This is a genomic window from uncultured Imperialibacter sp., assembly GCF_963974565.1.
Taxonomy (GTDB): domain Bacteria; phylum Bacteroidota; class Bacteroidia; order Cytophagales; family Cyclobacteriaceae; genus Imperialibacter; species Imperialibacter roseus.
This window is the reverse complement of the sequence record NZ_CAXBCJ010000007.1, coordinates 232,252-258,536: the sequence shown is the minus strand read 5'-3', so window position 1 is coordinate 258,536 and position 26,285 is coordinate 232,252. Positions and strand designations below refer to the sequence as shown.

The following is a 26,285-nucleotide window of genomic DNA, read 5'->3' as shown; positions in this document are numbered from 1 at the left end:
CTACCTGTGAATAATCAATTCAACTCTTCTGTTCTGGCTTCTTCCCTCGGCCGTGTCGTTTGAGCTAACTGGCTCCAATTCTCCTTTGCCTTCTGTTGTGAGCCGCTCTCTGGCAATGCCTTTGCTCAGCAGATAGGCCTCCACTGCCGCTGCTCGGGCAACAGAAAGTGCCTCATTGGCGGCCTCACTTCCTACATTATCCGTATGGCCCACAATATCAACTTTCAGCCACGGTTCCCTTTCAAGTCGGTCAGCCAGCTCGTCCAGTTTTTGTTTAAAGTTGGCATTGATGCTTGTTTTGTTGGTTTCGAAACCTAACTCTTCGGTAATTTTTTCCGGTTTAAAATTCTCAAACTCTACTTGCTCAACGCCCGTTTTTACATCGGGTGAGGCGGCAATGTTGGTATCAGCCTCCTCTGTCGGCACATCGGCAGTGCCGGTGTCTGCCGCAGCGGTTTCTTCCACCTTTTCTTTCGGAACAGCCGGTCGCTTTGCCTCGTTGGTAGGTGAAGGCCGCTTGCTCTTACTCTTCGCTGTTTTCTGTTTTTTCTGTCTTTTGGTTTTTGATTTGGCGGCCCTGGTCACAAGCCCTTTCAACTCGAAGCCAAATTCAAAGGCACCCTGGTTGGCGGTATTACTCCCATTCGTCGGCACATCGTAACTGACCCCCATGCGAAACTCGTCCCGGCCAAATTGAAATCCGGCCAAAAAAAGCCCCCCAGACAAATAGGCTCCTTTCAACTCGACGAAACCTTTGCTGGCCAGCATATACCGCCAGTTGATGCCAGCGTTGAGCTGATTGTTTCTTCCGTTGTAGGTATAAAGCACCTCCGGGTAAAGACTCATCGACCCCGATTGGTAAAGTTGGAAACCACCATTGAGCATGAATGAGGTTCGGATTCGGTAGTCCGAGTCGATAAATGCCTCCCTGGGCTGGTTAATGTCAAAACTCGACAACCCAAAATGGGCAAGCCTGGAGTTGTTCTTGTCTCGCTTTTCCCACTGCAAACCAATGCTCAACCTACCAAAAGAGCGGCGCAACTCGTCGAAGCTCTCGCCATTGTCAATCGAGCGATCATAACCCCGGTTGGGTATGTATTGTTGGCTCGTGAAGAAATCGTCGTAGCTGAATTTTCTTGTTTGGGCGAAAAGACCCACGCCAAGAGCCAGCTGGTTTCTGGCTGTGCGCACTTGCATGGCATAGCTCAGCCCAACTTCCTGTGTTTTAAACGCCTTCCCTTCTCCAGCCTTGTCGTCCAAAAAAGTTACTCCAATACCTCCCAAAGTTCGGCCGCTCCCCGGTGCAACCAATGGGTAGCTGGCGGACAGTGAGGTACTCTTTATATCGAATTGAGGCCCCGTGTTCTGCTGGCGGTGCACTCCGCCTACCTTCCAGTAATTCCCAATACCCACCAGCGCCGGATTGACTCGCTGGTCAGTGAAGCCATACTGTGAAAAATTGAATTGTTGGGCCAACATTGTTTGGCCGCAAAGCATCAAAAGAAAGTAAACTAAAAACCGGAGCCTCCACCTCATCATTAGCCGTGATCTATCTTACGAGGTTAATTTTTCCAGATTTCTTTCCGTTGAGCAGCACCGGGCGGCCATCGCTATATGTCCCTTCCACACGCCAGTAGTATACTCCGGGAGGCATCTTTTCACCTTTGTGTGTGCCATCCCATCCTTCACTGACAGCCCTTGCGACGTCCAACTCCTGGTAGATCAGTCCTCCCGACCTGGCATATACCCGAAAATCGATAGTTGCCGGAACGGTAGAAAGCTGAAGGAAAAACTGGTCGTTTCGGTTGTCGCCATTAGGAGAAAAAAGGTTCGCTACTCCGCCGAGCTGCCCAACCTCCACCCTGATGTTGAACAGGCGTTCGCAACCTGCGTCATTTTTGACCAGCACTTGATAATCCGTTGTTTCGTCGGGAGAAACTGTCTGCTTTTGATTAAACGGGTCGTCAAATTCATTAGCAGGACTCCATTCATAAGCCTGACCACCGAAGGCAGTGATGTCGGCTGATTCACCGGGAGATATCGTGATCAAAGTATCTGACACTTGCGGATCGAAGAAAGCGATGACGCTCTCGGCTCTGTCAAAACAGCCAAACTCGTTGGCTGCCACTACGGATATTGTATCTGCCTGCGTAACAGCGAATGTGAGGCTTGATCCTTCGCCAATAGTGCCCAAAGCCGCCGAGCTCCAAATAACGTTTGTCCATGTGTCGGGCAGCTCGTAAGTAATTTCCGATTCCTCACATACTTGAACGAGGTCGTCAATATCCGCTGATAGGGAATCCAGTGGTTTGGTGGTTATGTTATAAACCAACTGCCCGCTCCCGCAATCCGCTACATCGGCAACAGTACCATAAAGCACATCGGCACCAATGGGCGAATAAGCTAACAAATCTGTCTGGCCAAGAGCACCATACAAATCTGAATACCAGTTTCTTTTGATGCCCTGCTCACCAAATAGCTCCGGTGTACCAGGGCACAGCTCTACTGAACTGGCAACCAATTCGGCGTCGCAAATCGCAAAGTTGAATAGTTGAAGGGTTCCTGTGCCGAGCGCATTGTAGGCATTGTCCACCGCAATAACGAGGAAGAGATAGTTGCCCTGCGCCAAATCATTAAAGTTAAGGTGATCGGCATACAAAGCTTTCCCGTGGTTGGGCTGCTGAAGGCTGAAGGTTTTGGCGCTCATGTTCGAGTCAAATAAAGCTGCAGTATCAGCATCTGTTAGCAGGAAATCATAAGAAAGAGAAGTGCTATCTGTTAATGAATCGAGCGCTGCTTGCCAGCTTATTTTCACTTCTCCGGCGGCTGTTTGCACGGCAGATTGAGGAAACGGAAGCGACGGAGCCTTATTAATAGAGTCTGCTTGATTCTCAAAAAAGATCAAGCTCATGCCTTGACGGGCCTGCCTCAACTCTACAAAATCCAGGTTGAAATCCAGGTCCCAATCGGCAAATTCAGTAAGAAGGAGAGAGTCCCGGTAAACAGGCTCAGCCTCCGCAAATGCATTTAAGTTGTTGTACCAAAAAACAAAGGTCGAGTCGTTTCGGGAAGCACTTAGCCAAAGATCCGTTTTGCCATCCGAGTCGAAATCTGCCATATGTGAGGCCTGAATTTTGTAGTTACGTAACATACTGTCCTGATCTGCCACTATCCGACCCCCATTGTTTCGGTAAAGAACATTTAAATCCTCCCCCATGGAGCTTTTTCCTCTCACAAAAACATCAGGCCTGCGATTGCCATCATACTCACCCAAGGCGATCGCCTCTACCTGATGATCCACGGCCACAAAAAATGACGTATCCGATTCCTGCACAATTTGTTCGTACTCGAAGCCAAAATTGGCAGAATCAACAAACTCAAAGCTGCCGTTGTTTTTATAAAGCCTGGTAAATGACTGCCCTTGCCTGAAACCTGACAGCAACAAATCTTTTCTGGCGTCACTATCAATATCCAGGGCAAAAAATCCCCCTTCGGTAAAAAGAGGAAACTCTATCATCAGGTCCTCAAAGCCTGGTGCGGTGCCCTTCAATACTTTAAGTTCGATACTATCTTCATCGCTTCGCCGTGCGATGAGCAGGTCATTTACAGTGTCGTAATTCAGGTCTAAAAACTGGAAAGCCTCTACTGGCCCGCTCAACACTGGTGTTGGAAGCAATTCGAAAGTGAAGTTTTCCCTGGACAGCAGTACTGAAACAACGGTGTCGGCGCCGTTGACTATACCAGAAAAAGCGAGATCTATTTTTCTGTCTCTGTCATAATCGATTGGCTGTAGCTCTGAAATCCGGACATTCGGAAAGGAGGCGCTTTGTAGGGTAAACTTCCCTTGTCCTTCATTGAGGTACACCTGAAGTACTCCATTGCCCAGGGTATCGTTGCCATAAAGTATCAGATCGTAAAGCAGGTTGTTATTCAAATCAACCCACTTCATCGATACATTCTCGATACCGCTTACGCTGAGCGTATCCACTGCTTCAAATATTTGCGCCCGGAGGTGACTAAAACAAAGCAACCCGAGGATGCTAAAACCAAGTGCTTTTAGTGTATTCATGGTCGTTTTTATTATTCTACTTTGAAGGTGAGTTTAATTGACATCCTGCTGCTGACAGGATAGCCGTTGAAGGAGGCGGGTTTCCATGCAGGGCTTCGTTTGATAATACGGATAGCCTCGTTATCAAAAAGATCTCCTAAAGACTCGACTATGGAAATGTCTTTGAGCGTGCCGTCAACATCCACAGAAAACATTAGCTTGACATAGCCCTGAACGCTGTCTTTTCTTGCCAGCTCCGGGTAGGTCAGCTCGCTCTCGATAAAAGCATAAAAAAGGTCGAACCCATCCTTTGGCTCGGCATTCAGGTATACATCTTCTTTTTGTACCTGGTTAGTTTCCTGATTCTCCGATGGTTGCACGTTTTTCTTTTCAGCCGGTGTCGATGTTTTTGGTTTTGTAACCGGCTCTTGTGTTGGAGATGGTGTCTGCATTTGATCATCGAGCCTGGTCGCCGGTGCAGCTTCAACTGGAGGGCTTGCCGAGACGGCCTCTTCCTTCACCGGCACCTCTGCCAAAGTTGGTTGTTTGTCGCTGACTGAGGGCCTGCCAAGCGTGAGTAAATAAATAATCCCGATAGCCGGAATAACAGCCAGCCCCCACAGCAGCTTCCCGGAATACGCCAGGCCGGAAACCTGCTTACTCCCCGCCAGCACGGAGTCAAAATCCCTCAGTGAGTGGATTTGTTCTGTACTGATCTCTTGTCTCTTTTTTACAAATTGGTATTTCATTTCACGACAAGTTTTTTGACCTCTTTCCTCATTTTTTCCAGCAAGCGATAGCTACGTGTTTTGGCATTGTTTTCGGTAATGTCCAAAATATCTGCCGCCTCCTTAAAACTCTTTCCTTCGAAAAACCTCATTTCTATCAACTCCAGATCTTTCGGCTCCAAAGACTCAAGCAACACCGGCAATGAGTTCATCCATACTTCCTGCTCGCTATCGCCGAATTGGAGTTCCTCCAGCAGGTTGACGCCCATGTAGTCATCGAGCGCTACAGTTCTGTGTTTCTTTCCTGACCTGAAGAAGTCGTAGCATTCATTCAGCGCTATCCGATACAGCCAGGAAGAAAAAGAAAGGCCCCGAACCTGGTATTTTTTCAAATTGGCCAGGGCCTTATAAAACACTGAAGAGGTTACATCCTTACTAGCCTCAAGCTGGCCAATTCGAGCATAAACAAATCGGAAAATGGGTTCGTGGTACTTCTCATAGATAGGGCCGAACCTTTTGGGGTCTTGCTTGGCTTGCTCTATAAGTGCGTGTTCATCCAACTCCACTTTTGCGCTGTTTGATTGGTCAGAATTTTGAAACTTTCGGCCCTGTAACGGAGAAGAATGGAAAAGATACAGAAGATGAAAAAATATTTTTCCCTGGAAACCGGGATTAGTTGGCACTGAGGTTACAGATGAAAGCAGTTTGATGTACAACGACAGCCACAGCGCCGCATATTATACCCGCCAGGAACCAGATCTTAATTCAAATGGCTTTTTAACAAAAGGAATATGTTTTTCTACTGATGCTGATCCTTCAGCAGATCGGTTACTTTCTTGACAGGGTTAAATGTTGAAACTGGCACTTCAACAAACACGGTGTTCCAATTGCTCATCGAACCGTTCCAAAGTCCGGGGAGCTCCTGTGCCTTCAGGGCCTTGCCATCTTTCGATTTCTCGGTAACAAAGCCCGTTTTGGGGTCGGTGAATTTCATCAGGTCGAACTTCTTCCCGCTATAGTCTTTGGTACCACACACCAAGTCAACCGGGTTAAAGTGTGTGCTTTCTTCGAAAATTTTCTTTTGCCCTGCATCCTTCAAATCAACCTGCGCACTTTCCACAATCTGTAGCGACACAGTGCCGTCAGGATTTTTGCACCAAAACGGCCCTCCTCCCGGCTCTCCTTCATTTTTCACCATGCCGCAAATGCGGATGGGTCGGTTGAATTTGCCTTTGAGGAAAGCCGATCTTTCCGCAGCCGACGCTGTTCTGGCGGTAGTATGATTGCTGGTACAAAGCTCTTTTTCCAAAAAGTCGTACATGGCGTCAAGGTCGGCCGCACTTGCACTACCAGCTTCAAGTTTTTCAAGAAACCCAAAAATCTTACTTTGGTATTCCAGCAGGAGGCTGGCAATCACCTTCTTATAGACAAATGTGTCTTCCTTGAGTCGGTCGGGCACCACATTGTCTATGTTTTTAACAAAAATAACATCGGCATTAAGGTCGTTGAGGTTGGATAGCAATGCCCCATGGCCGGCCGGCCTGAAAAGTAGCCCGCCGTCGTTTTCCCTGAAGGGTTGATTACTCATGTCCACGGCTATGGTGTCAGTAGATGCCTTCTGCTCGGAAAAGCTTACTTCGAATTTTACCCCGTACTGTTTTTCATAGCCCGCCTGCACGGCAGCCACGTGCTCTTTGAATTTGGCCCGGTGTTCAGGGCTTACCGTAAAATGCAACTTTACACTACCGTCCGACGATTTAGCATAGTTGGCTCCTTCCACAAAGTGCTCCTCCGCAGGAGTTCTGGCAACACCGTTCTTTTTGTGAAACTTCAAAAGCCCCTTTGGCAACTGGCCGTAGCCAAGTCCCCTGTCGAGCAACAGGTATTCAAGAATAGAAACATACTTTCGTTTTAAGTGAGCTTCCTCCAGCGACGTGCCTGACTTTGCATAAGCATTTTTCAAGTCATCGTAAAAAGCGAAATCCTCCAGCCGCTTGAAAAAATCAAACATGGAGCCGCTCTTCTGATTGGCTGTGAGCTTTTGATAGTCGGCCTCTGAGCCTGTGTACTCCTCCATAAAGCTGAACAGATCCTTAAACATACGACTGGCCGCTCCGGAGGCAGGCACAAACTTCACAATGGCTTTCGAAGCAGTTGCGCTTTCATAGCTTTTCAGCCTCGCATCAATGTCCTTTTCCGACAACTTACTAAGGCCGTCTCCAATAGTCGCTGCCTTTTCCAGCTTCAAAGGAGGAAAGTCGTCTATGAAGTTTTGAATTTGAGCTTCCACTACGTCAGTTGAGGAGCCTCTCTTTTTTATGAAATCAATATCGCTGCTGGAAAACATTTCGTAAGTCGTTTAAGTCGGCAATTAGCTTCACCTAATTAAGGTGAAGGGGTCGATAAATCCAAGGTTAAAATGGATAAGAATTCTTACTATAAGCTCCTTTGTGTTATTCGCCATAGGGTCTTACGCTTTAAAAATGTTAATTCGTAAAAATCAAAAGTCTTCGTAATTTGTCTACCTAAAGCATATGTCTCCATCATGAACGAATTTTTGACAATATCACCTACCTTCTACGGTATGAGCATCGTGCCGAAGAAATACTGGAAGGACTATGGCTTTGCGCTGCTCACTATTGCCGGGGCGGATGGGGATGTGTCAGACCCCGAAATGGACTGGCTTACCGAAGACCTTGGGCAGTCTTTGAAAGTAGGTACCGACCTCATTGCTGCCTGGGAAGAGTTCGACTGGGAAAATGCTGACCTTGGCGAAATTTTTCAACGACTGAACCCCAATCAAATAGCAAACTACAGCAAGCTTATGCTCTACGACGCCATCAGGATGTCTTACGCCGATGGGGATTTTTCTGACAAAGAACGTGAGAGCGTAGATGAATGTGCCCGAATTCTTAAAGTGAACAAGGAGACAGTAATGGCCATGGAGGCTCTTGTTGAAATGGAACGGGCGGCCGACAAACTCCGACAAACTATTCTTTAAACTTAATAGCCAGCTAACCTATGGAAACGCTATCAGTCAGAATCCTGAACATCCATTGCTATTTCTATGAAGAAAACGACGGTGATGAGGTATTTCTGGTGATTAACAAAAAGAAAGTGTGGCCTGTGGATGAAAAGTGGTACCGCATGAAGGCCGAATCATTGGAAGTTGACCATGTAATTGATGGCTTCAAAGTGAACGAAAAGGTTGATTTGGAGGTGTGGGACTACGACTACCTCAGCCCCAACGACTATATGGGCAAAATCACCATGCTCATCGACAAGCCAGGTGGGCCATACACCACCGATATGCAGTTAGCTGATCCGAAACAAATCGCTCGTTACTCCATCACCTGGGAAATAATAAAACCTAAGTGAACTCTAAGGAATAAGTTCTTTGTGCATCACCTTGGCTTCGCCTTCTATGACGGCCTTTCCCGTGGCAACGTGCGTAAGCACCGTGGCAATGGTGGCCGAATTTCTCCCGTCAAGACTTACCACCTCCACTCTAGCCAGGTAGTCCTCCCCAGGGTACACCGGCCTTTTGAATTGAAGCGTCTGACCAAGATAGATGGTGCCATCGCCAGGAAAAATGGTGCCCAATATCTTGGAGAATATGGCTGCGCTGAAAATTCCGTGAACGATTGGTTTCTTAAAAGAGGTGTTGGCAGCAAACGCCGCATCGATGTGCACCGGGTTTTTGTCTCCGCTTAGCTCGGCAAAGGCATTGACCTGCTCCTGGGTAAGTGAAAAAGGCATTTCGTAAGTATCTCCGACTTTCAGCATAGTGGCTTTGTTTGCCTTAAATATAAGGGCTTTTTTACAACTACTTCCGCACAACAAATTTTCACCACCAACGGATTATTGCTTGAATCAAAAACCATTTATGTTGTTCTTCCCGCATTAACCCGAAAACCAATCAGTCATGCAAAAAAGACTCTACTACTTGTTGCTGCTGGGCTTCATCATGCTCATTCATTGGGCAGAAGCGCAAAGCGGAAAAAAGCCCATCGTCACTTCTGACCTAATGAAAATTGTTACCTCCTCACAACTGGAGGTATCGCCCGATACCAGGAAAGCGGTGATGGTCGTCACCAAAAGAGATCAAAAAGGGGATGACTATTTTTATAGCCATAACCTTTTCATGCTCGATCTTGAAAAAGGTGGAGAACCTATTCAGCTTACGTTCGGAAAAAAGAGCGACTCACAGCCTACCTGGGCTCCTAAGGGTGAAAAAATTGCCTTTGTTCGATCCGACGACGGAAAGTCGCAAATATGGATTCTGCCGTTAACCGGCGGCGAGGCCTACCCACTTACTTCTGCCAAGCACGGTGCTTCTGGCCCCCGCTGGGCTCCTGACGGAAAATCTATTCTCTTTTCGTCGTCCATCCCCGATTGGGACACTGAAGGCACCCCAACCTGGGCTTATGAAAGACCAGGAAGAGCATTCAAAGACGAGCCCAACTGGAAAGCGCTGAAAGAAGAAGAGAAAAAAGACATTAAATCTACCCCCGATGGCGACCTTGAAGAGCTTCGGGCATGGCTGGCCAAAAATGCTGTCGACAAAAACCCACGGGTGTTTGTGAATCAGGATTTCCAGGCGGAACAGGGACTCAACCCCGAGATGAAGTATCGGCATTTATTCATTCAGTCGCTTGATGGCGGGAAAGCCCGACAACTCACCAAAGGGTTCCAGGATTTTGCCGGTGGCGATTGGTCGCCGGATGGAAAAACCATTGTTTGCTCCTCTGTGGCTTACAAAGTGGAGCCCGACAAGCAAAGCTACTCTGACCTTTGGAAAATTGACGTCACGTCAGGTTCTGCTACCTCCTTCCTTCATATGGAGGGTTTTTCCTTAGGCAATCCACAGTTCTCGCCCGACGGAAAGTCCATACTGTTTTACATGCGAGATGATGTAAACAGGCATGCTACGCAAAATGACCTGGGGCTTGTCAACACCGAGGGCAGCGGCGCAAAAATGATTACAGCGGAGTTTGACAGAGACGCTGGTGGGCCGGTCTTTTCTCCTGATAACAAAAAAATCTATTTTACTGCGTCGTCCGAAGGGGACATTCCTTTGTACAGCTACGACCTGAAGAAAGGCGAAATCGTTACCCTTTTGGAAGGAGACAAAGGCATCAATGACTTTGCGCTTGCAGGCAAAAAAATCATCATGACCATTACCGACTTCAACAACCCTCTGGAAGTATACAGCATGGACGTGAAGAGCGGGGCTTTGACAGCGTTAACACATTTCAACTCGGATTGGCTGAAAGACAAAATCGTCACTCCCGTTTCGGAATACTGGGTCACCCGACCCGACGGCGTAAAAGTACAGTACTGGGTGATGCAACCCGTTGGCTTCAAACAAGGAACCAAATATCCGACCATACTGGAAATCCATGGTGGGCCTTCTGCCATGTGGGGGCCGTCGGGACTCAGTATGTGGCATGAATTTCAGTTGCTTTCCAGCTGGGGTTATGGGGTGGTTTTCAGTAACCCACGGGGTAGTGGCGGCTACGGCGATGCGTTCAAAAAAGGTAATTATAGAGACTGGGGCCACGGGCCTGCCAACGACATTCTGGCAGCTTTGGATGATGCTACTTCCAAAAACAGCTGGGTGGATACCGACCAGCTATTTGTAACAGGAGGTAGCTATGCCGGTTACATGGTGGCCTGGCTAGTGACACAAGACCAACGCTTCAAAGCAGCCAATGCGCAAAGAGGTGTATACGATCTCACTACCTTTATGGGAGAAGGAAATGCCTGGCGGCTGGTACCAACGCATTTTGGCTACCCTTGGGAAGAGGGCGTGCAGGAAATCCTTGATGCCAACTCACCTATTACCTTCATCGACCAAATTACGACCCCTCTACTCATCATGCACTCCGATCAGGACCTGAGAACGGGCACCATCCAGTCGGAAATGATGTACAAGAGCCTGAAAGCACTTGATAGGCCTGTGGAATATGTGCGCTATCCGGGCGAAGGGCATGAGCTAAGCAGAAGCGGCAATCCGCTGCGCATGATGGATAGATTGGGAAGATTTATCGAGTTTTTTGAAAGGTATGTAAAGCACCCGGAGGCTCCTGCAGCTACTGTGGGAGAAGAATAAAGCTAGACCTATTTTCCTCGGCCTGATTTTGTGCTTAAAGTCAAAGTCTTATGGGGTGAGAACCTATCTTCTACCTTTTAATAGCGCCTTACGGCGCTATTTTTTTTCTGTGCATTGATACTCTTCCCAAATATTCGGCAATGTCACCAACGTTTATAATCAACCAGTTGCTCTCCTCAAAAAGCACATTTTGTTAACGCTCTATAAAATAGACCGTTATGTGCCATATATTTTTCCTGCTGTCTCTCAATGGTCAGCTGTAAATATAAGAATATTCATATTTTATGTCTCATAAAAAGTGTGCAATTAATCGATGCAAACGATTGCTGAGGGTAGAAAATACAATGCGCTGTATAAGTTCGTATGCCCTAGTTTAAAATTTGTGCGGACACACTTTCTAGCAGCTCATGAGAGCATTATCGTTTCGTTACTCTATAAAGCCAGGTGTTTCTTCGTTGGTATATAAAAAATTTTATATATTTATCCCCTCAACACCCCCTGTTGATTATACCCTTTAGTTCGAATCAATTATCTATTAAAACATTTTCTATGAAGAAAAAGCTTACCCATTTATTGGTGTTTTGCTTATTGGGCTTCTATGCCCATGCGCAAAACCGAGTGATTTCAGGTAAGGTCACCGACGAGGAAGGCGGTGGACTCCCTGGTGTTAACATTTCTGTCAAGGGCACGAGCGTCGGCACAGTTACCGATGTGGAAGGTGATTATAAAATCACTATGTCTGCCGACGGTACAACCCTCGTTTTCTCTTTTATTGGCTTCACCACACAAGAGGTAGAAGTGGGTTCAAGGTCAGTGATTGACATTTCGATGACAGCTGACTTTACCCAATTGGATGAGGTAGTAGTTACTTCCTTTGGTTTGGAAAAAGACAAAAAGTCTCTTGGTTACTCCGTTACTCAGGTAAGTGGTGACCAGTTTACCGACTCCCGTACTACCAACTTGGGAAATGCACTGACAGGTAAAATAGCCGGTGTGAATGTAAGTACGCCTGCTTCAGGAGCAGCGGGATCAAGCCGTGTGATTATCAGAGGGGGATCTTCCCTGGGTGGATCGGACCAGCCACTTTATGTGGTAAACGGTGTGCCAATGGACAATTCTACACTTGGCTCTGCGGGTATGTGGGGTGGAAATGACGGTGGAGATGGTCTTTCTTCTATCAACCCTGATGACATCGAGAGCCTTTCGGTATTGAAAGGAAACACGGCCGCAGCACTATATGGTGCCCGTGCCGCCAATGGCGTCATTTTGATTACAACAAAGTCAGGTAAGTCAAGAAAAGGTGTCGGCGTTAGCTTTAACTCCAACTTTACCATGGACAACGTGATTGATCTTACCGACTTTCAGAAAGAGTATGGAATAGGTGTGGATGGCGAAAAGCCTGCCAACGAAACCGCTGCCCTCGATTACGGCAACTCCTCCTGGGGAGGCAAACTTGACGGATCAAGCGTTGTTCAGTTTGACGGTGTATCAAGACCTTACTCCGATACGGGAGAAACCATCAAGGACTTCTATCGCACTGGCAAAACATGGACTAATACATTGGCTCTTTCCGGTGGAAACGAAAAAGGCAACTTCCGTTTTTCGGCTTCTGATTTGAATAATGACGATATCATGCCGAATGCAAGCTTCGACAGAAAGCTTTTCACAACAGGCTTGAATGGCGCTTTTGGAAACCTTGAGCTAAAACTGACAGGCCAGTACTCTAAGGAAAAGGCCATCAACCGACCAAGATTGTCGGACTCTCCGGGTAACGCCAACTATGCCATCCTTACAAAGCCTGCTTCTCTTTCTTACGAGACGTTGAAGGGTGATCCTGATAAATTAGGAGCAAAAGAGGATGGAACAGAATTCCGTTATCAGGGAAGCAATTATATACAGAACCCTTACTGGGCAGCTTATCAGTTCAATAGAGAGGATAATAAGGACCGTGTTCTGGGCAACATCGCATTGAAGTACAACTTCTTTGAGTGGCTGTATGTGCAAGGCCGTGTCGGCACCGACTTTGTGTCCGTAGCTTCTGACAACTACGAGCCTTATGGCACAGCCTACGCTACTACCGGAAGCTTCAACCAGAACATGAGAACCATTAGAGAAGACAATGCCGATATGTTCATTGGCGTTAACAAAACTTTCGGTGACATTTCGGTAGACGGTCTGGTTGGTGGAAACCGAATGAGAAAAACAGCTGAGCAGCTAAACGCTGGTGGCTCTGGCTTGAACATTCCCTTTTTCCACAGCGTAACCAACGTTACAAATCAGGCTTACAGCTACAGTTTTTCTGAATACGGTATCAACTCCATCTTCGGATCAGCAAACATCGGATTCAGAAATTACCTGTTCCTAAACGTGACTGGTCGTCAGGACAAGTTTTCGACCCTTGCGGACGAAAACAACTCTCTTTTCTATCCTTCTGCCGGTTTGAGCTTCGTTTTCTCGGACGTGTTTACGATGCCTGAGTTCTTCACCTTTGGAAAGGTGAGAGCGTCGTGGGCCCAGGTGGGCGGTGGTGCACCAGATCCCTATTCACTTAACCTGACCTACGGACTTGTAGGGCAAGGCCACCAGGGAGCAGTTTTAGGATCCATCAGCAACGGTTCCATTCCTAACGCTGCCCTTCAACCATATATTTCCAGCGAAATTGAAGTTGGGTTTGATGTAAGATTGCTGGACAACAGGATTGGTATTGACCTTGCCTACTATGACAGGACCACAACAGACGACATCTTGAATACAACTATTTCGGGGACATCTGGCTTTGGCTCCACTACGATCAACGTCGGTGAGCTGAGCAACAAGGGTGTGGAACTGCTGTTAAAAGGAACGCCAATAGTTGCCAATGGCTTCAGGTGGGATGTTTCCTTCAACTACGCTCACAACATAAGCAACGTGATCAATCTTGGCACGAACGCACTGGGTGAGCCCATCGAGTTCCTTAACCTTGACGAAGCGAGAACACAACAGGAGAGAATTCGTCACTATGTAGGCCAGCCTTTGGGAGCCATTGCAGGTTACAAGCAAATGGAAATCGACGGCCAAAAAGTATATGACGCCGACGGATATCCAGTGAGAGGAGACTTTGACCTTATCGCACCGGGACGTCACCCTGTCAGCGCCGGCATTAGCAATACATTCACCTATAAAAACTTTACGCTCGACTTCCTGATCGATATCCGCAGTGGTGGTTATCTGGCATCAAGTACAAACGTAGTAGCCTACAACCTTGGCCTGCACAAAGAAACCCTCCCAGGTCGTGAAAACGGGCTGAGCATTTCCGGAGTGGATGAAGAAGGACAAGCCCAGACCTGGAACATTGCTCCTGAAAATGTAGACAACTACTACAGCCGCTATTCTCAAATCACTGACAATTTCGTGTACAATGCGTCTTTCGGTAAACTCAGGTCGCTGTCTTTGGGTTATAGCCTGCCTTCTACGCTATTGGCGAAGACCCCAATTGAGTCGCTTCGGTTCTCAATAGTTGGTAGAAACCTGGCTTTGCTTTGGTCAAGTGTTCCAAATATTGACCCTGAGTCTGCTTACAACAATAGCGGAAATGCGCAGGGGCTTGACTTCTTCGCCATGCCGACAACAAGAAACTTTGGTTTCAACCTGTCGGCGTCATTCTAAACTTTAAATGAAGAGAAATATGAAGAATATAAAGAAATATTTAAGCGCCGCATTGGTGCTCGTCTTCATCATGAGTTCATGTAACGAAGACAACCTGATTGAGCTCAACATAAACAAAAATGCCTCCGAAGAAATAGACCTTTCGTATCTGCTGGCATATGGACAGTTGAGGGTAGCTGGTGCCCGCTACGAAAACTGGAGAACGAACTTGATTTATTGCTCTACTATGATCCAACACAACGCCTCGTTGCAAGGTTACTGGAGTGGCGATAAATACTACTACAACGCACAATACAGCGGTGCTTTTATGGAAAGTCACTATACCGACGCCATCAAAACACTGACTCATGTAGTGGATCAAACAGCGGACGTGCCAGAGTTGGTTAACCTGCATGGTGCGGCCACTATCATGCGTTCTTTCGATCTTCACAAAATGACTGATCTTTATGGAAACGTTCCTTTCTTCCAGGCTGGAAGGGGGCTCGACGGAGCCGAAAACTGGTTCCCAAAGTACGATGCTCAATCTGAAATCTATGCGGCCCTGATAAGCGATATTAAAGCAGCAAGAGACGGATTTGACCCAAGCATTAACAATTTGGGCTCTCAGGACATCCTGTTTAAGGGAGATACTGAGAAGTGGGTGAAGTTTGCGAATTCATTACTAATGAGAATAGCGCTTCGTATGAGCAAAGTGAATCCTACAGAAGCGCAAGCTGTGTTTGTTGAAGCAGCTGGCGGTGCAATGACATCAAATGATGACAACGCATTTTTGGCTCAACAAAACGGTCCTGCTGGTGATACCAACCAGAACGGCACTTCACTTGTGCTTTCCAATGCCGGCGGTGGCGGTGGCGATGCCAGCAATGGCCGTGTCAGTGAATTCCTTGTAAATTGGCTAACGGACAACAATGACCCACGTACAATGATCATTGTAGGTGGTACCGGTGACCCGTATAATAGCACTACCTGGAACACCGATCCCGATAGTCAACAAGGCTTGCCCAATGGTTACACTTCGCAAACCATAACGGCCATCAATCCTGATTTTGAAAGCGTAAATGAGTACTCTTTCATCAATCGTGAGATTTTAGATCTGGATGATCCTTATCCATTCCTTAGCTACGCTGAAGTAGAACTGATGAAAGCTGAGGCAGCGGTGAAGGGTTGGTTGTCATCTGATCCTGAAGCACATTTTGTGGCTGGAGTTACAGCAGCCATCCAGTCATGGGAGGCATTTGGCATCTCAAATGCAGCAAGTGCTTCGGAAATCAGCACATACATCGCCGGGCTTGACTTTGCGGGAGCATCAGACGCTGCTAAACTGGAATTGATTGGCGAGCAATACTGGGCCGCCACTTACCTGAACCACGTTGAGGCATGGAACAACTGGAGAAGAACAGGATTTCCTGCCTTCACTCCTACAAGCGACCCGAACAACATCACTGGCGGAACTGTGCCAAGAAGGTTGAGGTACTATGAGTCAGAAGCTGGCAGCAACCCTGACAACTACCAAAGCGCCGTTCAGGCCCAGGGGCCAGACCTTCTTACCACAAGAATGTGGTGGGATGTTGAATAAATTCTCTTTCCATTGATATTTCAAATACTCATCTATTGATAAGGGCACCTTCGGGTGCCTTTATTTTTCCACTCTTCCCAGCCACAACTTATTAATGGACTATGCATTGTTATCCTTGCCAAACCTTCTTAAATTTTGATTTTACATAACCCTACTTGAACATGTATACCAGGCTCATCACCGGGCTTCTGTCCATTGCCTTTGCGGGATTAATTATTTCCCTGCCTGGATGCAAAGACTCAACATCTTCAGGAGACCTGCCCGAAACCGTCAGCTACAATTTTCATATCCGCCCTTTGATGAGCGACAGGTGCTTCGCTTGCCATGGTCCCGATAAAAACAAAGTGAAAGCCGGCCTAAGGCTTGATATTCCTGAGCTGGCTCTCGGTGAATTGAAAGAGAATAAAGGGAAATTTGCCATCGTCCCTGGAAAGCCAGAGGAGTCGGAGTTGGTGAAGCGCATTTCTTCTACCGACCCTACCTACCAAATGCCGTCGCCTGAGTCGCACCTGCCTCTTTTGACTGAAAATGAAATAGCGCTTGTTAAAAAATGGATCAGGCAGGGCGCAAAATTTGAAAAGCTTTGGTCCTTCACGTCTCCCAAAAAAGCGGTCCTTCCAAAAGTGAAGGGCGAAGACTGGCCTAAAACCGACCTTGACCTTTTCGTCGTGAAAAAAATGGAGGAAAAAGGACTGAAACCCAACGAAGAGGCGGACAAAGAACGCTTGCTGAAAAGGGTTTCTCTCGATCTGACCGGGCTGCCTCCGTCGCTTGATCTCATGGATCGCTTTATGGCCGACAAAAGCGATGAGGCTTATGAAAAGGTTGTGGACGAATTGATGAACAGCCCTGCTTATGGAGAAAGAATGGCCGTTCACTGGCTGGACGTCGGCCGCTATTCCGATTCCTACGGCTATCAGGACGATAATATCCGCACGCAATGGCCCTGGCGGGATTGGGTGATCCATGCCTTCAACGACAACCTTCCTTACGACAAATTTCTCACCTGGCAGTTGGCTGGAGACATGCTTCCCGACGCCGATAAAGAGAAAATCCTTGCTACCGGCTTTTTGAGAAACCATAAATACACAGAGGAAGGTGGTGTGATAGAAGAGGAGTATAGAATCGAGTACCTCCTCGACAAAACCAAGACATATAGTAAAGGAATTATTGGTCTTACGGTAGAATGTGCCCAGTGCCACGATCACAAATACGATCCGATTTCGCAAAAGGACTACTATAAAATGTTGGCCTTCTTTAACAATACACCTGAAGTCGGGTACGAGGGCGACATATCCGTTTCGAAACCAGCTAAAGCACCAAGGCTTGAAATTACAACGGCCGATCTTGATGGAGTACTTTCATTTATCAGACAGCTGGAAAAAGACACCATGATGGTGTCAGTGATGGACGAGCTTGACACCCTGCGCAAAACTTACGTGCTCAACCGGGGGCAGTACGATTCGCCAACAGATGAAGTGAAACCACAACCTCTGTCAGAAGTCATGGTTTTTGATACCACTGCCTACCCAAGAAACCGCTTAGGCTTGGCCAAATGGACCGTCGACAAAAACAATCCTTTGACAGCCAGGGTATTTGTGAATCAGGTATGGCAAATGATCTTCGGCCAGGGAATTGTAAAAACCGCCGGCGACTTTGGTATGCAGGGCGACCTACCTTCACACCCTGAGCTGCTCGACTGGCTGGCGGTCGACTTTATGGAAAATGACTGGGACATCAAATACCTGGTCAAGCAAATCGTGACATCGGCTACGTACAGGCAATCCAGCAGCGTTTCGAAAGAAAAGCTGGCCATCGACCCCGACAATATTTACCTCAGCCATGGGCCTCGCTTCCGGTTACCGGCTGAGTTCGTAAAAGACCTCATTCTGGCTAGCAGTGGACTTTTGGTGAACAAAATCGGTGGCCCCAGTGTGAAGGCTTATCAACCCGACGGCCTTTGGGAGGCTGCCACTTCGGGCAGAGGTGTTTTAGCAACTTACCAGCAAGACCATGGGGAAGATTTGTACCGCCGGGGTATGTACACTTTCATCAAACTCACACTGCCTCCTCCCTCTCTGATGATTTTCGATGGCAGCAACAGAGACCAATGTGAGGTAAAACGACCTCAGACCAACACGCCTCTCCAAGCACTTGTCATGATGAACGATCCAACCATGTTAGAAGCTTCACGGGTGCTGGCCGAAAAGCTGGTCAAGGAGCAGACGGGCACAGAAGACAAAATAACAAAAGCCTTCAGGCTGATTGTGTGCCGGGTGCCGAAGGAGTCTGAGAAAGATTTGCTGAACAGTTATTTTTCAGAACAACTGGGCATTTACCAAAGCCAGGCTATTGACCCTTCGGAGGTGCTAAATGTGGGTGAATTTCCTCATTTGGAAGTAGAGAAAAGTGAGGCGGCAGCGCTTGCCAACGTGATTCAACTGATCTATAACATGGAGGAATCCATTACAAAGACATAAGCCATGGAAAAAGAACAACTGGAAAACGGCTTAAACCAAAACAGGCGAAAATTTCTTTCGAAGTTAAGTCTCGGCATTGGTAGTGCGGCACTGGGTTCGCTGCTGATTCCTGATTTATTCAAGGGAGGCTCTAGTCCGGAAGAAGAGCTTTTTGCACAGCTCCCCCATTTTGCGCCAAAGGCCAAACGGATCATTTACCTCTTCCAAAATGGTGCCCCCTCTCAGCTTGACCTTTTCGACTACAAACCCATGCTGCAAAAAATGCACGGGGAAGACTTGCCAGAGTCGATTCGTCAGGGTCAGCGATTGACAGGCATGACGTCCGGGCAGTCCAAATTTCCACTGGCCGGAACAATTTTCGACTTTAAACAATACGGCCAGTCTCGTGCCTGGATCAGCGACTTGCTGCCCCACACCGCCAGCATAGCTGACGAACTCTGCTTCGTAAAAAGCATTTATACCGAGGCCATCAACCACGACCCGGCACTCACCTTTTTCCAGACCGGTGCCCAGGTAGGCAACCGCCCAAGCATGGGGGCATGGCTGAGTTACGGGCTGGGAAGTGAAAACAAAAACCTCCCCGCTTTCTGCGTTTTGCTTTCAAAAGGAAAAGGTAATGGCCAGGGAGTTTACTCAAAGCTTTGGACCAACGGCTTCCTCGACTCCGTTCATCAGGGTGTCCAGTTCTCCAGTGGCGACGACCCTGTGCTCTACCTCAACAACCCCGAGGGAATGGACAGGGCGGAAAGAAGAAAAATGCTCGATCACCTGGCAGCGTTGAATCAGGAAAACTACGAAGAGTTCGGGGATCCTGAGATTGCTGCCAAAATTCAACAATACGAGTTGGCTTACCGAATGCAGACTTCGGTGCCAGAGCTTACAAATTTAAAAAATGAGCCGGAGTCAATTGTGAAAATGTACGGCCCCGAATGCATGGTGCCCGGTACCTATGCCGCCAACTGCCTGCTGGCCCGCAAGCTCAGCGAAGGTGGCGTTCGGTTTGTGCAACTCTACCATCAGGGGTGGGATGCCCACGATAACCTGCCTGGCCAAATTGTTGGCCAGTGCAAAGATGTGGATCAATCGTCGGCAGCACTCGTAATGGATTTGAAGCAAAGAGGCCTCCTCGACGAAACCCTCGTAATTTGGGGCGGTGAGTTTGGCAGAACCAACTATTGCCAGGGCAAGCTCACTGGCGACAACTACGGCCGTGACCACCATCCCCGGTGCTTCACTATATGGATGGCAGGTGGGGGCATCAAGCCTGGAATGGTCTACGGGGAAACTGACGAGTTTGGCTATAATATCACCGAAAACCCCGTGCATGTCAACGATTTTCATGCGACCGTGCTCAACCAAATGGGGCTTGATCATGAGAAGCTGATCTACAAGCATTTGGGAAGAAGGTACCGGTTGACTGATGTAGCCGGAAAGGTAGTGAAAGGAATTATTGCTTAGCAAGAACACCCGAAAAATGAAAAGAAGAACTTTTGTAAAAAACAGTGCCCTTGCCGCTTCGGCTGTTATGGCTGGGCCTTCTCTGTTAGCCAGAAATCCGAAGCAAGACATCATCCTCGGCCACGGAAAAAAGCGCTACAAGCTCGACACCAAATGGAGCCAGGCCGACATCACCAAATACCCGGTGAAAGACTGCCACGAAATGGTGCAGGACAGCAAAGGCCGCATCCTGCTCCTCACCAACGAGACCAAAAACAATGTCATTATCTACGACAAAAAAGGGAAGCTGCTTTCAACGTGGGGATCGGAGTACCCCGGGGCTCATGGGTTGACTTTATTTGACGAAAATGGCACCGAAGTGCTCTTCATTTGCGACAACAACCGGCATCAGGTGATCAAAACAGACATGAACGGTCGTGTACTTTTGACGCTCGACTATCCAAAAGAAACGGGCGAATACACAAAAGCAGAGGAGTACGTCCCTACTGAAACCGCCATTGCTCCCAATGGAGATATATTTGTGGCGGATGGGTATGGCAAAGACTTCATTATGCAGTACGACAGCAAGGGCAACTACATCCGCCACTTTGGCGGCCGGGGAGAAACCGATGCTCACCTTCTGAATGCCCACGGCGTTTGTATGGATTTCCGTGATCCAGCCAATCCATCACTTGTGGTTAGCTCCCGCCAGCAAATGGCTTTCAAGCGCTATACGCTCGAAGGAAAATACTTGTCGACCATTTCTCTACCCGGCGCCTGGGTTTGCAGGCCGGTTATTAAGGGCGACTATTTGTATGCTGCCGTGCTTATGAGCGCCAGTCAACCATGGAAGCAATCTGGGTTTGTAACGATTCTCGACAAGAAAGACAAAGTCGTTTCCAACATCGCTGCGAATGCCCCGGAATATGAGGCTGGTCAGCTAAAGGAGTTGTTCCAAACCGATGCCGTTTTTGCTTACCCCCACGATGTGTGTATCGACGACGAGGAAAATCTTTACGTAGCTCAGTGGAATTCCGGCCAGGTATACCCATATAAACTAATGCCTGTTTCATGAGCAAGCTTCGGGGCTTGATCGCCAATGGCAACTTCTTTGTTTGCTGCTTGCTGGCGTTTCTTTTCGTATTCGAAAACAGTTTTACTACACCCGCCTGGCTTCAGGTGCTGGGGCGGATGCACCCTTTACTCCTGCATTTTCCCATAGCCTTGCTGGCAGTTTATGCTCTATTAGTTTTTTTCAACAAAAAACCGGATGAGTCAGCAACCGATGAGTCACTGACGGCTGACGACCTGCTGCTCGTCGGCAGTTTTACAGCGGCCCTTTCAGCCCTTATGGGATTATTGCTCTCAAAAGAGGGCGGCTATGCTGAGGGAAGCCTGACCTGGCATAAGTGGGGTGGGGCGTTAATCGCTTTTTGCTCTTACGGATGGTACGTTTTCAGAAAGTCATGGAATCTTCAGCCTATGCTCTCGAAAGTTGTTCCGGTAGGGATGTTAGTGCTGATCACTTTTGCAGGTCACCAGGGAGCCAACATTACACACGGAGAAAATTTTGTGCTGGCACCCATCACCCCTGACGCAAGTTTCGAAGATGTTCCTTTCGCTGAGGCCGTAATTTACGATCATATGGTACAGCCTATTCTGAAGGAAAAGTGCATGGGCTGCCACAATAGCCGCAAAGCCAAAGGTGAGTTGGTGATGGAAAGTCCGGAAACTATTTTGGCTGGTGGTAAAAACGGACTGCTATGGGACTCTCTGAATTATGAAGCCAGTCTACTGCTCAAACGCATTCACTTGCCCGAATCGGTAGAAGAACATATGCCGCCCGAGGGTAAAAACCAGCTCACAGATGAAGAGAAGGAAGTACTTGAAGCCTGGATTGCCGCTGGTGCGCCTTTCGAGGCTTTGGCAGCCGAAACTGCTCCGAATCAGCCCCTTTACCAAATAGCACAGGCAAAATTCAACGCCACCAAAAGCTATGATTTTGAGGCCGCCGACCCCGCACTGGTTGAATCGCTGAACTCCAACTACCGGATCATCAGTCCTATTGCTCTCAACTCACCAGCACTCACTGTCAGCTTTTTTTCGAGCGAAGCGTTCGAACCAGCGCAACTAAAAGAACTCGACAAAATCCGCACGCAGGTTGTAGAACTGAGCCTCAACAAAATTCCGGTCAAAGATGAAGACCTGGCTTTGTTGGCGGCTTTTGAAAACCTGGAAAAACTTCATCTGAACTTCACTAATGTTTCGGACAAAGGACTGTCTTCATTGGCGAAACTTTCGAACCTGCGAGAACTATCACTATCGGGAACGGCCGTTACTGCTGCGGGCGTCTCTGAGCTGAGGCCTCTCTCCACTCTTCAAAAAATATTTATCTGGAATACAGGGATTGATGCAGGGCAGGTTGCTGAGTTAAAGGAAGTTTTTCCCAATGTCTCCTTTGAGTCGGGCTTCGATGACAAAGGCGCCGTTATTCAGCTATCGGCTCCGGTAATTGTTGGCAACGAAGCTTTCTTTACCGACCCTATTTCAGTAAAGCTGAAGCATTACCTCAACGGTGTTACGTTGCGTTATACGCTGGATGGATCAGCACCCGACAGTATCAGTTCCCCAATCTACGAAGATGGAATTCCTTTGGATGGCAATGCAACCATTAACGTCAAAGCATTCAAAGACGGATGGTACAGCAGCGAAATGGTGTCGAAATCATTTCTGAGAAGTTCGATTACACCAGGCAATGTTAGTCTGTTGACTCAACCGAACCCGAAATACAAAGGGAAGCTTGAACAAACGCTTTTTGACCACATCAAAGGCACCAATATTCATACCGATGGCAACTGGCTGGGCTACCAGGGCGAACCCATGGATGTGCAAATAATATTAGGTGAAGAGATTCCTCAAAAGTCAATCACCGTGAGCTGCCTCAATAACACAGGAGGTTGGATCATGCCTCCCGCCAGTATCGACATCTGGTACGGTGACGATGAAAAAAATCTGAAGCTTTGGAAGAAAAACAAAGTGGATCAGCCAACCAAAAACTTGCCGGTTGGCCCCGCTTTCTACACTTTCGATTTGCCTAAAGAAAAATACAAGATGCTTAAGATTCATATCATGCCCGTTACCAAACTCCCAGCCTGGCACGATGCCAAGGGAAACCCTGGATGGGTATTTGTCGATGAGGTTCTACTCAACTAGACACAAAACAAGGAAGCACTGTTGATGGGTACTTTTTCATATATTCGTTTCAAAACCGACCTATCATGAAAAAGAGTCTTCTCCTATTGCTTGTTTTGGTAAACGCTTTTGTCTCTTTTGGCCAGAAGGCTCAAAAAATCTCCGGCAACAAAAAAACCGTTCTTGAGTCGGTGGACAGGCACACTTCTGAGCTTGTTGATCTCAGCGACAAAATCTGGGAGGCAGCAGAAATCGCCTTAAAAGAAAATGTTTCCGCCAAAGCCCTGGCCGACTACGCCGAAGCTCAGGGCTTCACTGTTGAAAGGGGCGTTGCCGAAATGCCAACGGCTTTTATCGCAAGCTATGGCAGCGGCAAGCCAATTATTGGCATCATGGGTGAATACGATGCTTTGCCCGGATTGTCACAGAAAGCAGTACCGGAAAAATCTCCCCTAATAGACGGTGCCGGCGGGCATGGCTGTGGACATAATCTATTTGGCCCTGGCAGCCTGGGAGCAGCCGTGGCCATCAAGGAGCTGATCGAGCAGGGTAAGCTGAAGGGAACGGTTCGGTTCTATGGAACACCAGCCGAAGAAGCCATTGGTGGGAAAATCTATATGGCCAGAGCTGGTTTGTTTAACGACCTGGATGCCTGCCTCGACTGGCACCCCGACGCCGAAAACAAAGCAAGCACCCAAAGTAGTCAGGCAATGATTGAGGTAACAGTTGAATTTACCGGACAAGCTGCCCATGCTGCGTTTGATCCCTGGAATGGCCGGAGTGCGCTGGATGCCGTAGAGGCATTTGTTAATGGCCTCAACATGCTCCGGGAACACATAAAACCATCCGTTCGCATCCATTATATCATCGAAAAGGGCGGTGAAGCTCCCAACATTGTGCCCGACTACGCCCGGGTGGGCTTGTATGTAAGGGATGCCACCAGAGATGGCATGATGGAAGTGTATAAAAGGGTGCAGGAAATTGGAGAGGGGGCAGCCTTGATCGCTGGAGTTACACCAAAGCTAACGATCACCTCTGGCTATCACGAGCAATTGCCAAATATTGCCGGAGCCAACGTGCTTTACAAAAACATGCAACTAGTCGGGCCGATTAGCTACACAGCGGATGAAATAGCGTTTGCGAAAGGCATTCAGCGATCAGTTAAGATGGAGGAAAAAGGCCTGGATGGAACCATTGGAGGCATTGACCCCACAGCTGAATTTCCCACAGGCGGCTCGACTGACGTGGCCGACATCAGCTGGATCACACCGGAAATTTCGCTTGTGGCTACCACCGCACCCATCGGAACACCCTGGCACTCGTGGGCGGTCGTCGCCTGCGGCGGCATGTCCATTGGACACAAGGGAATGGTATTCGCCGCCAAAAGTCTGGCGCTGACAATGGTTGACCTTTTTGAAAACGAGGCCATCAGAAAAGCGATGCGGGATGAGTTTGTTCAGAAAAAAGGTGACTACGTTTACAAGGCCATTTTGCCTGAAGGGCCTCCGCCTGTGAAATAGGCGCTATCACGAATGCCTTCAAATTCTTGTCAACAACTTCTGTTCACGGTTTGTTGATATTGAATGGAGAAAGGAATTCATATCATTTGGTTTAGAAATGACCTTCGTTTACTTGACAACGAGGTTCTGCTAAGTGCGATGAAGCAGTGTCAGTATCTGTATCCGGTTTTTGTTTTTGATCCGAGACAGTTCGAGGAACAGTCGCTTGGATTCCCTAGATGCGGGCCTCTTCGAACAAATTTTCTTCTGGAGTCGCTGACTGATCTGAAAGCAAACCTTCAGAAAAAAGGCAGCAATCTAATTGTCAGGTTTGGGCTGCCTGAAAATATCATTCCTGAATTGGCGACACAACTGGAGGCAACTGCGGTTTTTGCATCCAAGGAGGTGGCTACGGAGGAAGTGGCTATAGAGAAGTCGCTTGAGTCAACACTATTTCGAAAAAAAATTCTACTAAAGCTATTTTGGCAGAGTACACTTTGGCACGAAGATGATATTCCCTGGCCTATTCAAAATCTGCCAGAAGTGTTTACGCAATTTAGGAAAGAGAATGAGAATGCCACACCAATCCGACCAGCAAAGGATGCCCCTGCTAAGCTTCCCGCCTTCGGTAAAGTGGACGCAGGCCAGCTTCCAGACTTACGAGATTTTGGGCTTCAACATCCCGGCCTCGACGAAAGGGCAGCCATTCATTTTTCGGGCGGAGAGAACGCTGCACTAGAACGGCTTAGGGCCTACCTTTGGGATACCAAGGCTATTACACAATATAAAAATACCCGAAATGGATTGCTGGGATCAAACTATTCAACAAAGCTGTCGGCCTGGTTGTCGCTGGGCACCATTTCACCAAGATATGTTTACTATGAGGTGAAAAAATTTGAACAAGAAGTCCTGAAGAACGACTCCACCTACTGGTTAATTTTTGAACTGTACTGGCGAGACTACTTTAGGTTTGTGATGAAAAAGTATGGGTCTTCTATGTTTCGAACCAAGGGTATCCGTGGCCAGCCTATTTATTTCGTTCAGGATATGGTAATCTTCGAGCTTTGGCGAACCGGAAAAACTGGTGTGCCTTTCATTGACGCCAACATGAGAGAGCTCCTTCAAACAGGCTTCATGTCCAATCGGGGCAGACAAAATGTAGCCTCTTTTCTGATCAAAGACCTTCAGGTGGATTGGGTTTGGGGAGCGCAATGGTTTGAATCGCAACTGATCGACTATGACGTTTCCAGTAACTGGGGTAACTGGAATTATGTTGCAGGAGTCGGCAACGACCCCCGGGAGAACAGGTACTTTAATATCCTCTCACAAGCCATGAAGTATGATGGAAAGGGTGACTATGTACGGCACTGGTTGCCCGAACTATCCGGCATCCCGGGTGGGAAAGTACACCGGCCAGACGCCCTTCGAAAAGCTGATCTTTTTGAAGCTGGTGTGCAACTGCCTGAGAGCTACCCTTTGCCTATAGTCGACAGCAGCAAGTGGATATAATATGAATTTGGAAGCATAACTGAGGAAAGGAAGTTATTGCGTCAATGTGTACAGGT

17 protein-coding genes are annotated in these 26,285 nt (G+C 47.8%); 11 read left to right on the top strand and 6 right to left on the bottom strand.

Going from position 1 to position 26,285, the window contains the following annotated elements; genetic code table 11:
- The 5 genes from AAC052_RS12280 to AAC052_RS12260 form a co-directional block, all read right to left on the bottom strand.
- A complete protein-coding gene (locus AAC052_RS12280) occupies window positions 1-1,536 on the bottom strand; it encodes a PorP/SprF family type IX secretion system membrane protein (protein WP_339813680.1) in 1,536 nt (511 codons plus the stop codon).
- Window positions 1,537-1,549: 13 nt separating this feature from the next.
- Window positions 1,550-4,069, bottom strand: coding sequence for a gliding motility-associated C-terminal domain-containing protein (locus AAC052_RS12275; protein ID WP_339813615.1), 2,520 nt, complete (start codon window positions 4,067-4,069; stop codon window positions 1,550-1,552).
- A gap of 11 nt (window positions 4,070-4,080) precedes the next feature.
- Window positions 4,081-4,797, bottom strand: a complete 717-nt coding sequence (locus AAC052_RS12270; RefSeq protein WP_339813613.1) for a TonB family protein — start codon at window positions 4,795-4,797, stop codon at window positions 4,081-4,083.
- On the bottom strand, window positions 4,794-5,342 hold the full coding sequence (locus AAC052_RS12265) for an RNA polymerase sigma factor (protein ID WP_317488908.1): 549 nt from the start codon (window positions 5,340-5,342) through the stop codon (window positions 4,794-4,796). Before AAC052_RS12265 ends, AAC052_RS12270 begins: the two co-directional genes overlap by 4 nt.
- 233 nt (window positions 5,343-5,575) lie before the next feature.
- The gene (locus AAC052_RS12260; RefSeq protein ID WP_339813610.1) at window positions 5,576-7,123 is read right to left on the bottom strand and encodes a DUF4301 family protein; all 1,548 of its coding nucleotides are present in this window, start codon (window positions 7,121-7,123) and stop codon (window positions 5,576-5,578) included.
- A 198-nt stretch (window positions 7,124-7,321) separates the two neighbouring features.
- On the opposite strand from AAC052_RS12260, the gene AAC052_RS12255 reads away from it, so the two are divergent.
- Window positions 7,322-7,777 (top strand): TerB family tellurite resistance protein, encoded by a 456-nt coding sequence (locus tag AAC052_RS12255; protein ID WP_152001444.1) that lies wholly within the window; start codon window positions 7,322-7,324, stop codon window positions 7,775-7,777.
- A 20-nt stretch (window positions 7,778-7,797) separates the two neighbouring features.
- The gene (locus tag AAC052_RS12250) at window positions 7,798-8,154 is read left to right on the top strand and encodes a hypothetical protein (RefSeq protein ID WP_339813608.1); all 357 of its coding nucleotides are present in this window, start codon (window positions 7,798-7,800) and stop codon (window positions 8,152-8,154) included.
- Between the two features lie 3 nt (window positions 8,155-8,157).
- On the opposite strand, the gene AAC052_RS12245 is transcribed toward AAC052_RS12250, so the two are convergent.
- Window positions 8,158-8,562, bottom strand: coding sequence for a MaoC family dehydratase (locus AAC052_RS12245; RefSeq protein WP_339813606.1), 405 nt, complete (start codon window positions 8,560-8,562; stop codon window positions 8,158-8,160).
- Window positions 8,563-8,701: 139 nt separating this feature from the next.
- On the opposite strand from AAC052_RS12245, the gene AAC052_RS12240 reads away from it, so the two are divergent.
- From AAC052_RS12240 to AAC052_RS12200, 9 genes are all read left to right on the top strand, one after another.
- Window positions 8,702-10,891 (top strand): S9 family peptidase, encoded by a 2,190-nt coding sequence (locus AAC052_RS12240; protein WP_339813604.1) that lies wholly within the window; start codon window positions 8,702-8,704, stop codon window positions 10,889-10,891.
- Between the two features lie 549 nt (window positions 10,892-11,440).
- Window positions 11,441-14,536, top strand: a complete 3,096-nt coding sequence (locus AAC052_RS12235; RefSeq protein ID WP_317488913.1) for a SusC/RagA family TonB-linked outer membrane protein — start codon at window positions 11,441-11,443, stop codon at window positions 14,534-14,536.
- A gap of 19 nt (window positions 14,537-14,555) precedes the next feature.
- A complete protein-coding gene (locus AAC052_RS12230) occupies window positions 14,556-16,112 on the top strand; it encodes a SusD/RagB family nutrient-binding outer membrane lipoprotein (RefSeq protein ID WP_339813603.1) in 1,557 nt (518 codons plus the stop codon).
- Between the two features lie 161 nt (window positions 16,113-16,273).
- Window positions 16,274-18,592, top strand: a complete 2,319-nt coding sequence (locus AAC052_RS12225; RefSeq protein WP_317488915.1) for a PSD1 and planctomycete cytochrome C domain-containing protein — start codon at window positions 16,274-16,276, stop codon at window positions 18,590-18,592.
- Window positions 18,593-18,595: 3 nt separating this feature from the next.
- Window positions 18,596-20,050: a DUF1501 domain-containing protein gene (locus AAC052_RS12220; protein WP_317488916.1), complete on the top strand. Its 1,455-nt coding sequence runs from the start codon at window positions 18,596-18,598 to the stop codon at window positions 20,048-20,050.
- A 16-nt stretch (window positions 20,051-20,066) separates the two neighbouring features.
- The gene (locus AAC052_RS12215) at window positions 20,067-21,104 is read left to right on the top strand and encodes a 6-bladed beta-propeller (RefSeq protein ID WP_339813600.1); all 1,038 of its coding nucleotides are present in this window, start codon (window positions 20,067-20,069) and stop codon (window positions 21,102-21,104) included.
- A complete protein-coding gene (locus AAC052_RS12210) occupies window positions 21,101-23,242 on the top strand; it encodes a chitobiase/beta-hexosaminidase C-terminal domain-containing protein (RefSeq protein ID WP_339813598.1) in 2,142 nt (713 codons plus the stop codon). Before AAC052_RS12215 ends, AAC052_RS12210 begins: the two co-directional genes overlap by 4 nt.
- Before the next feature lie 65 nt (window positions 23,243-23,307).
- Window positions 23,308-24,741: an amidohydrolase gene (locus AAC052_RS12205; RefSeq protein ID WP_339813596.1), complete on the top strand. Its 1,434-nt coding sequence runs from the start codon at window positions 23,308-23,310 to the stop codon at window positions 24,739-24,741.
- Between the two features lie 63 nt (window positions 24,742-24,804).
- Entirely contained in the window at window positions 24,805-26,229 is a 1,425-nt protein-coding gene (locus AAC052_RS12200; RefSeq protein ID WP_317488920.1) for a DASH family cryptochrome, read from the top strand.
- Window positions 26,230-26,285: the final 56 nt, after the last annotated feature.

Bases quoted from the DNA above. Each gene is read 5' to 3' on its own strand.
- AAC052_RS12280 (WP_339813680.1), bottom strand. From the start codon at position 1,536: ATGAGGTGGAGGCTCCGGTTTTTAGTTTACTTTCTTTTGATGCTTTGC.
- AAC052_RS12275 (WP_339813615.1), bottom strand. From the start codon at position 4,069: ATGAATACACTAAAAGCACTTGGTTTTAGCATCCTCGGGTTGCTTTGT.
- AAC052_RS12270 (WP_339813613.1), bottom strand. From the start codon at position 4,797: ATGAAATACCAATTTGTAAAAAAGAGACAAGAGATCAGTACAGAACAA.
- AAC052_RS12260 (WP_339813610.1), bottom strand. From the start codon at position 7,123: ATGTTTTCCAGCAGCGATATTGATTTCATAAAAAAGAGAGGCTCCTCA.
- AAC052_RS12255 (WP_152001444.1), top strand. From the start codon at position 7,322: ATGAACGAATTTTTGACAATATCACCTACCTTCTACGGTATGAGCATC.
- AAC052_RS12250 (WP_339813608.1), top strand. From the start codon at position 7,798: ATGGAAACGCTATCAGTCAGAATCCTGAACATCCATTGCTATTTCTAT.
- AAC052_RS12245 (WP_339813606.1), bottom strand. From the start codon at position 8,562: ATGCTGAAAGTCGGAGATACTTACGAAATGCCTTTTTCACTTACCCAG.
- AAC052_RS12240 (WP_339813604.1), top strand. From the start codon at position 8,702: ATGCAAAAAAGACTCTACTACTTGTTGCTGCTGGGCTTCATCATGCTC.
- AAC052_RS12235 (WP_317488913.1), top strand. From the start codon at position 11,441: ATGAAGAAAAAGCTTACCCATTTATTGGTGTTTTGCTTATTGGGCTTC.
- AAC052_RS12230 (WP_339813603.1), top strand. From the start codon at position 14,556: ATGAAGAATATAAAGAAATATTTAAGCGCCGCATTGGTGCTCGTCTTC.
- AAC052_RS12225 (WP_317488915.1), top strand. From the start codon at position 16,274: ATGTATACCAGGCTCATCACCGGGCTTCTGTCCATTGCCTTTGCGGGA.
- AAC052_RS12220 (WP_317488916.1), top strand. From the start codon at position 18,596: ATGGAAAAAGAACAACTGGAAAACGGCTTAAACCAAAACAGGCGAAAA.
- AAC052_RS12215 (WP_339813600.1), top strand. From the start codon at position 20,067: ATGAAAAGAAGAACTTTTGTAAAAAACAGTGCCCTTGCCGCTTCGGCT.
- AAC052_RS12210 (WP_339813598.1), top strand. From the start codon at position 21,101: ATGAGCAAGCTTCGGGGCTTGATCGCCAATGGCAACTTCTTTGTTTGC.
- AAC052_RS12205 (WP_339813596.1), top strand. From the start codon at position 23,308: ATGAAAAAGAGTCTTCTCCTATTGCTTGTTTTGGTAAACGCTTTTGTC.
- AAC052_RS12200 (WP_317488920.1), top strand. From the start codon at position 24,805: ATGGAGAAAGGAATTCATATCATTTGGTTTAGAAATGACCTTCGTTTA.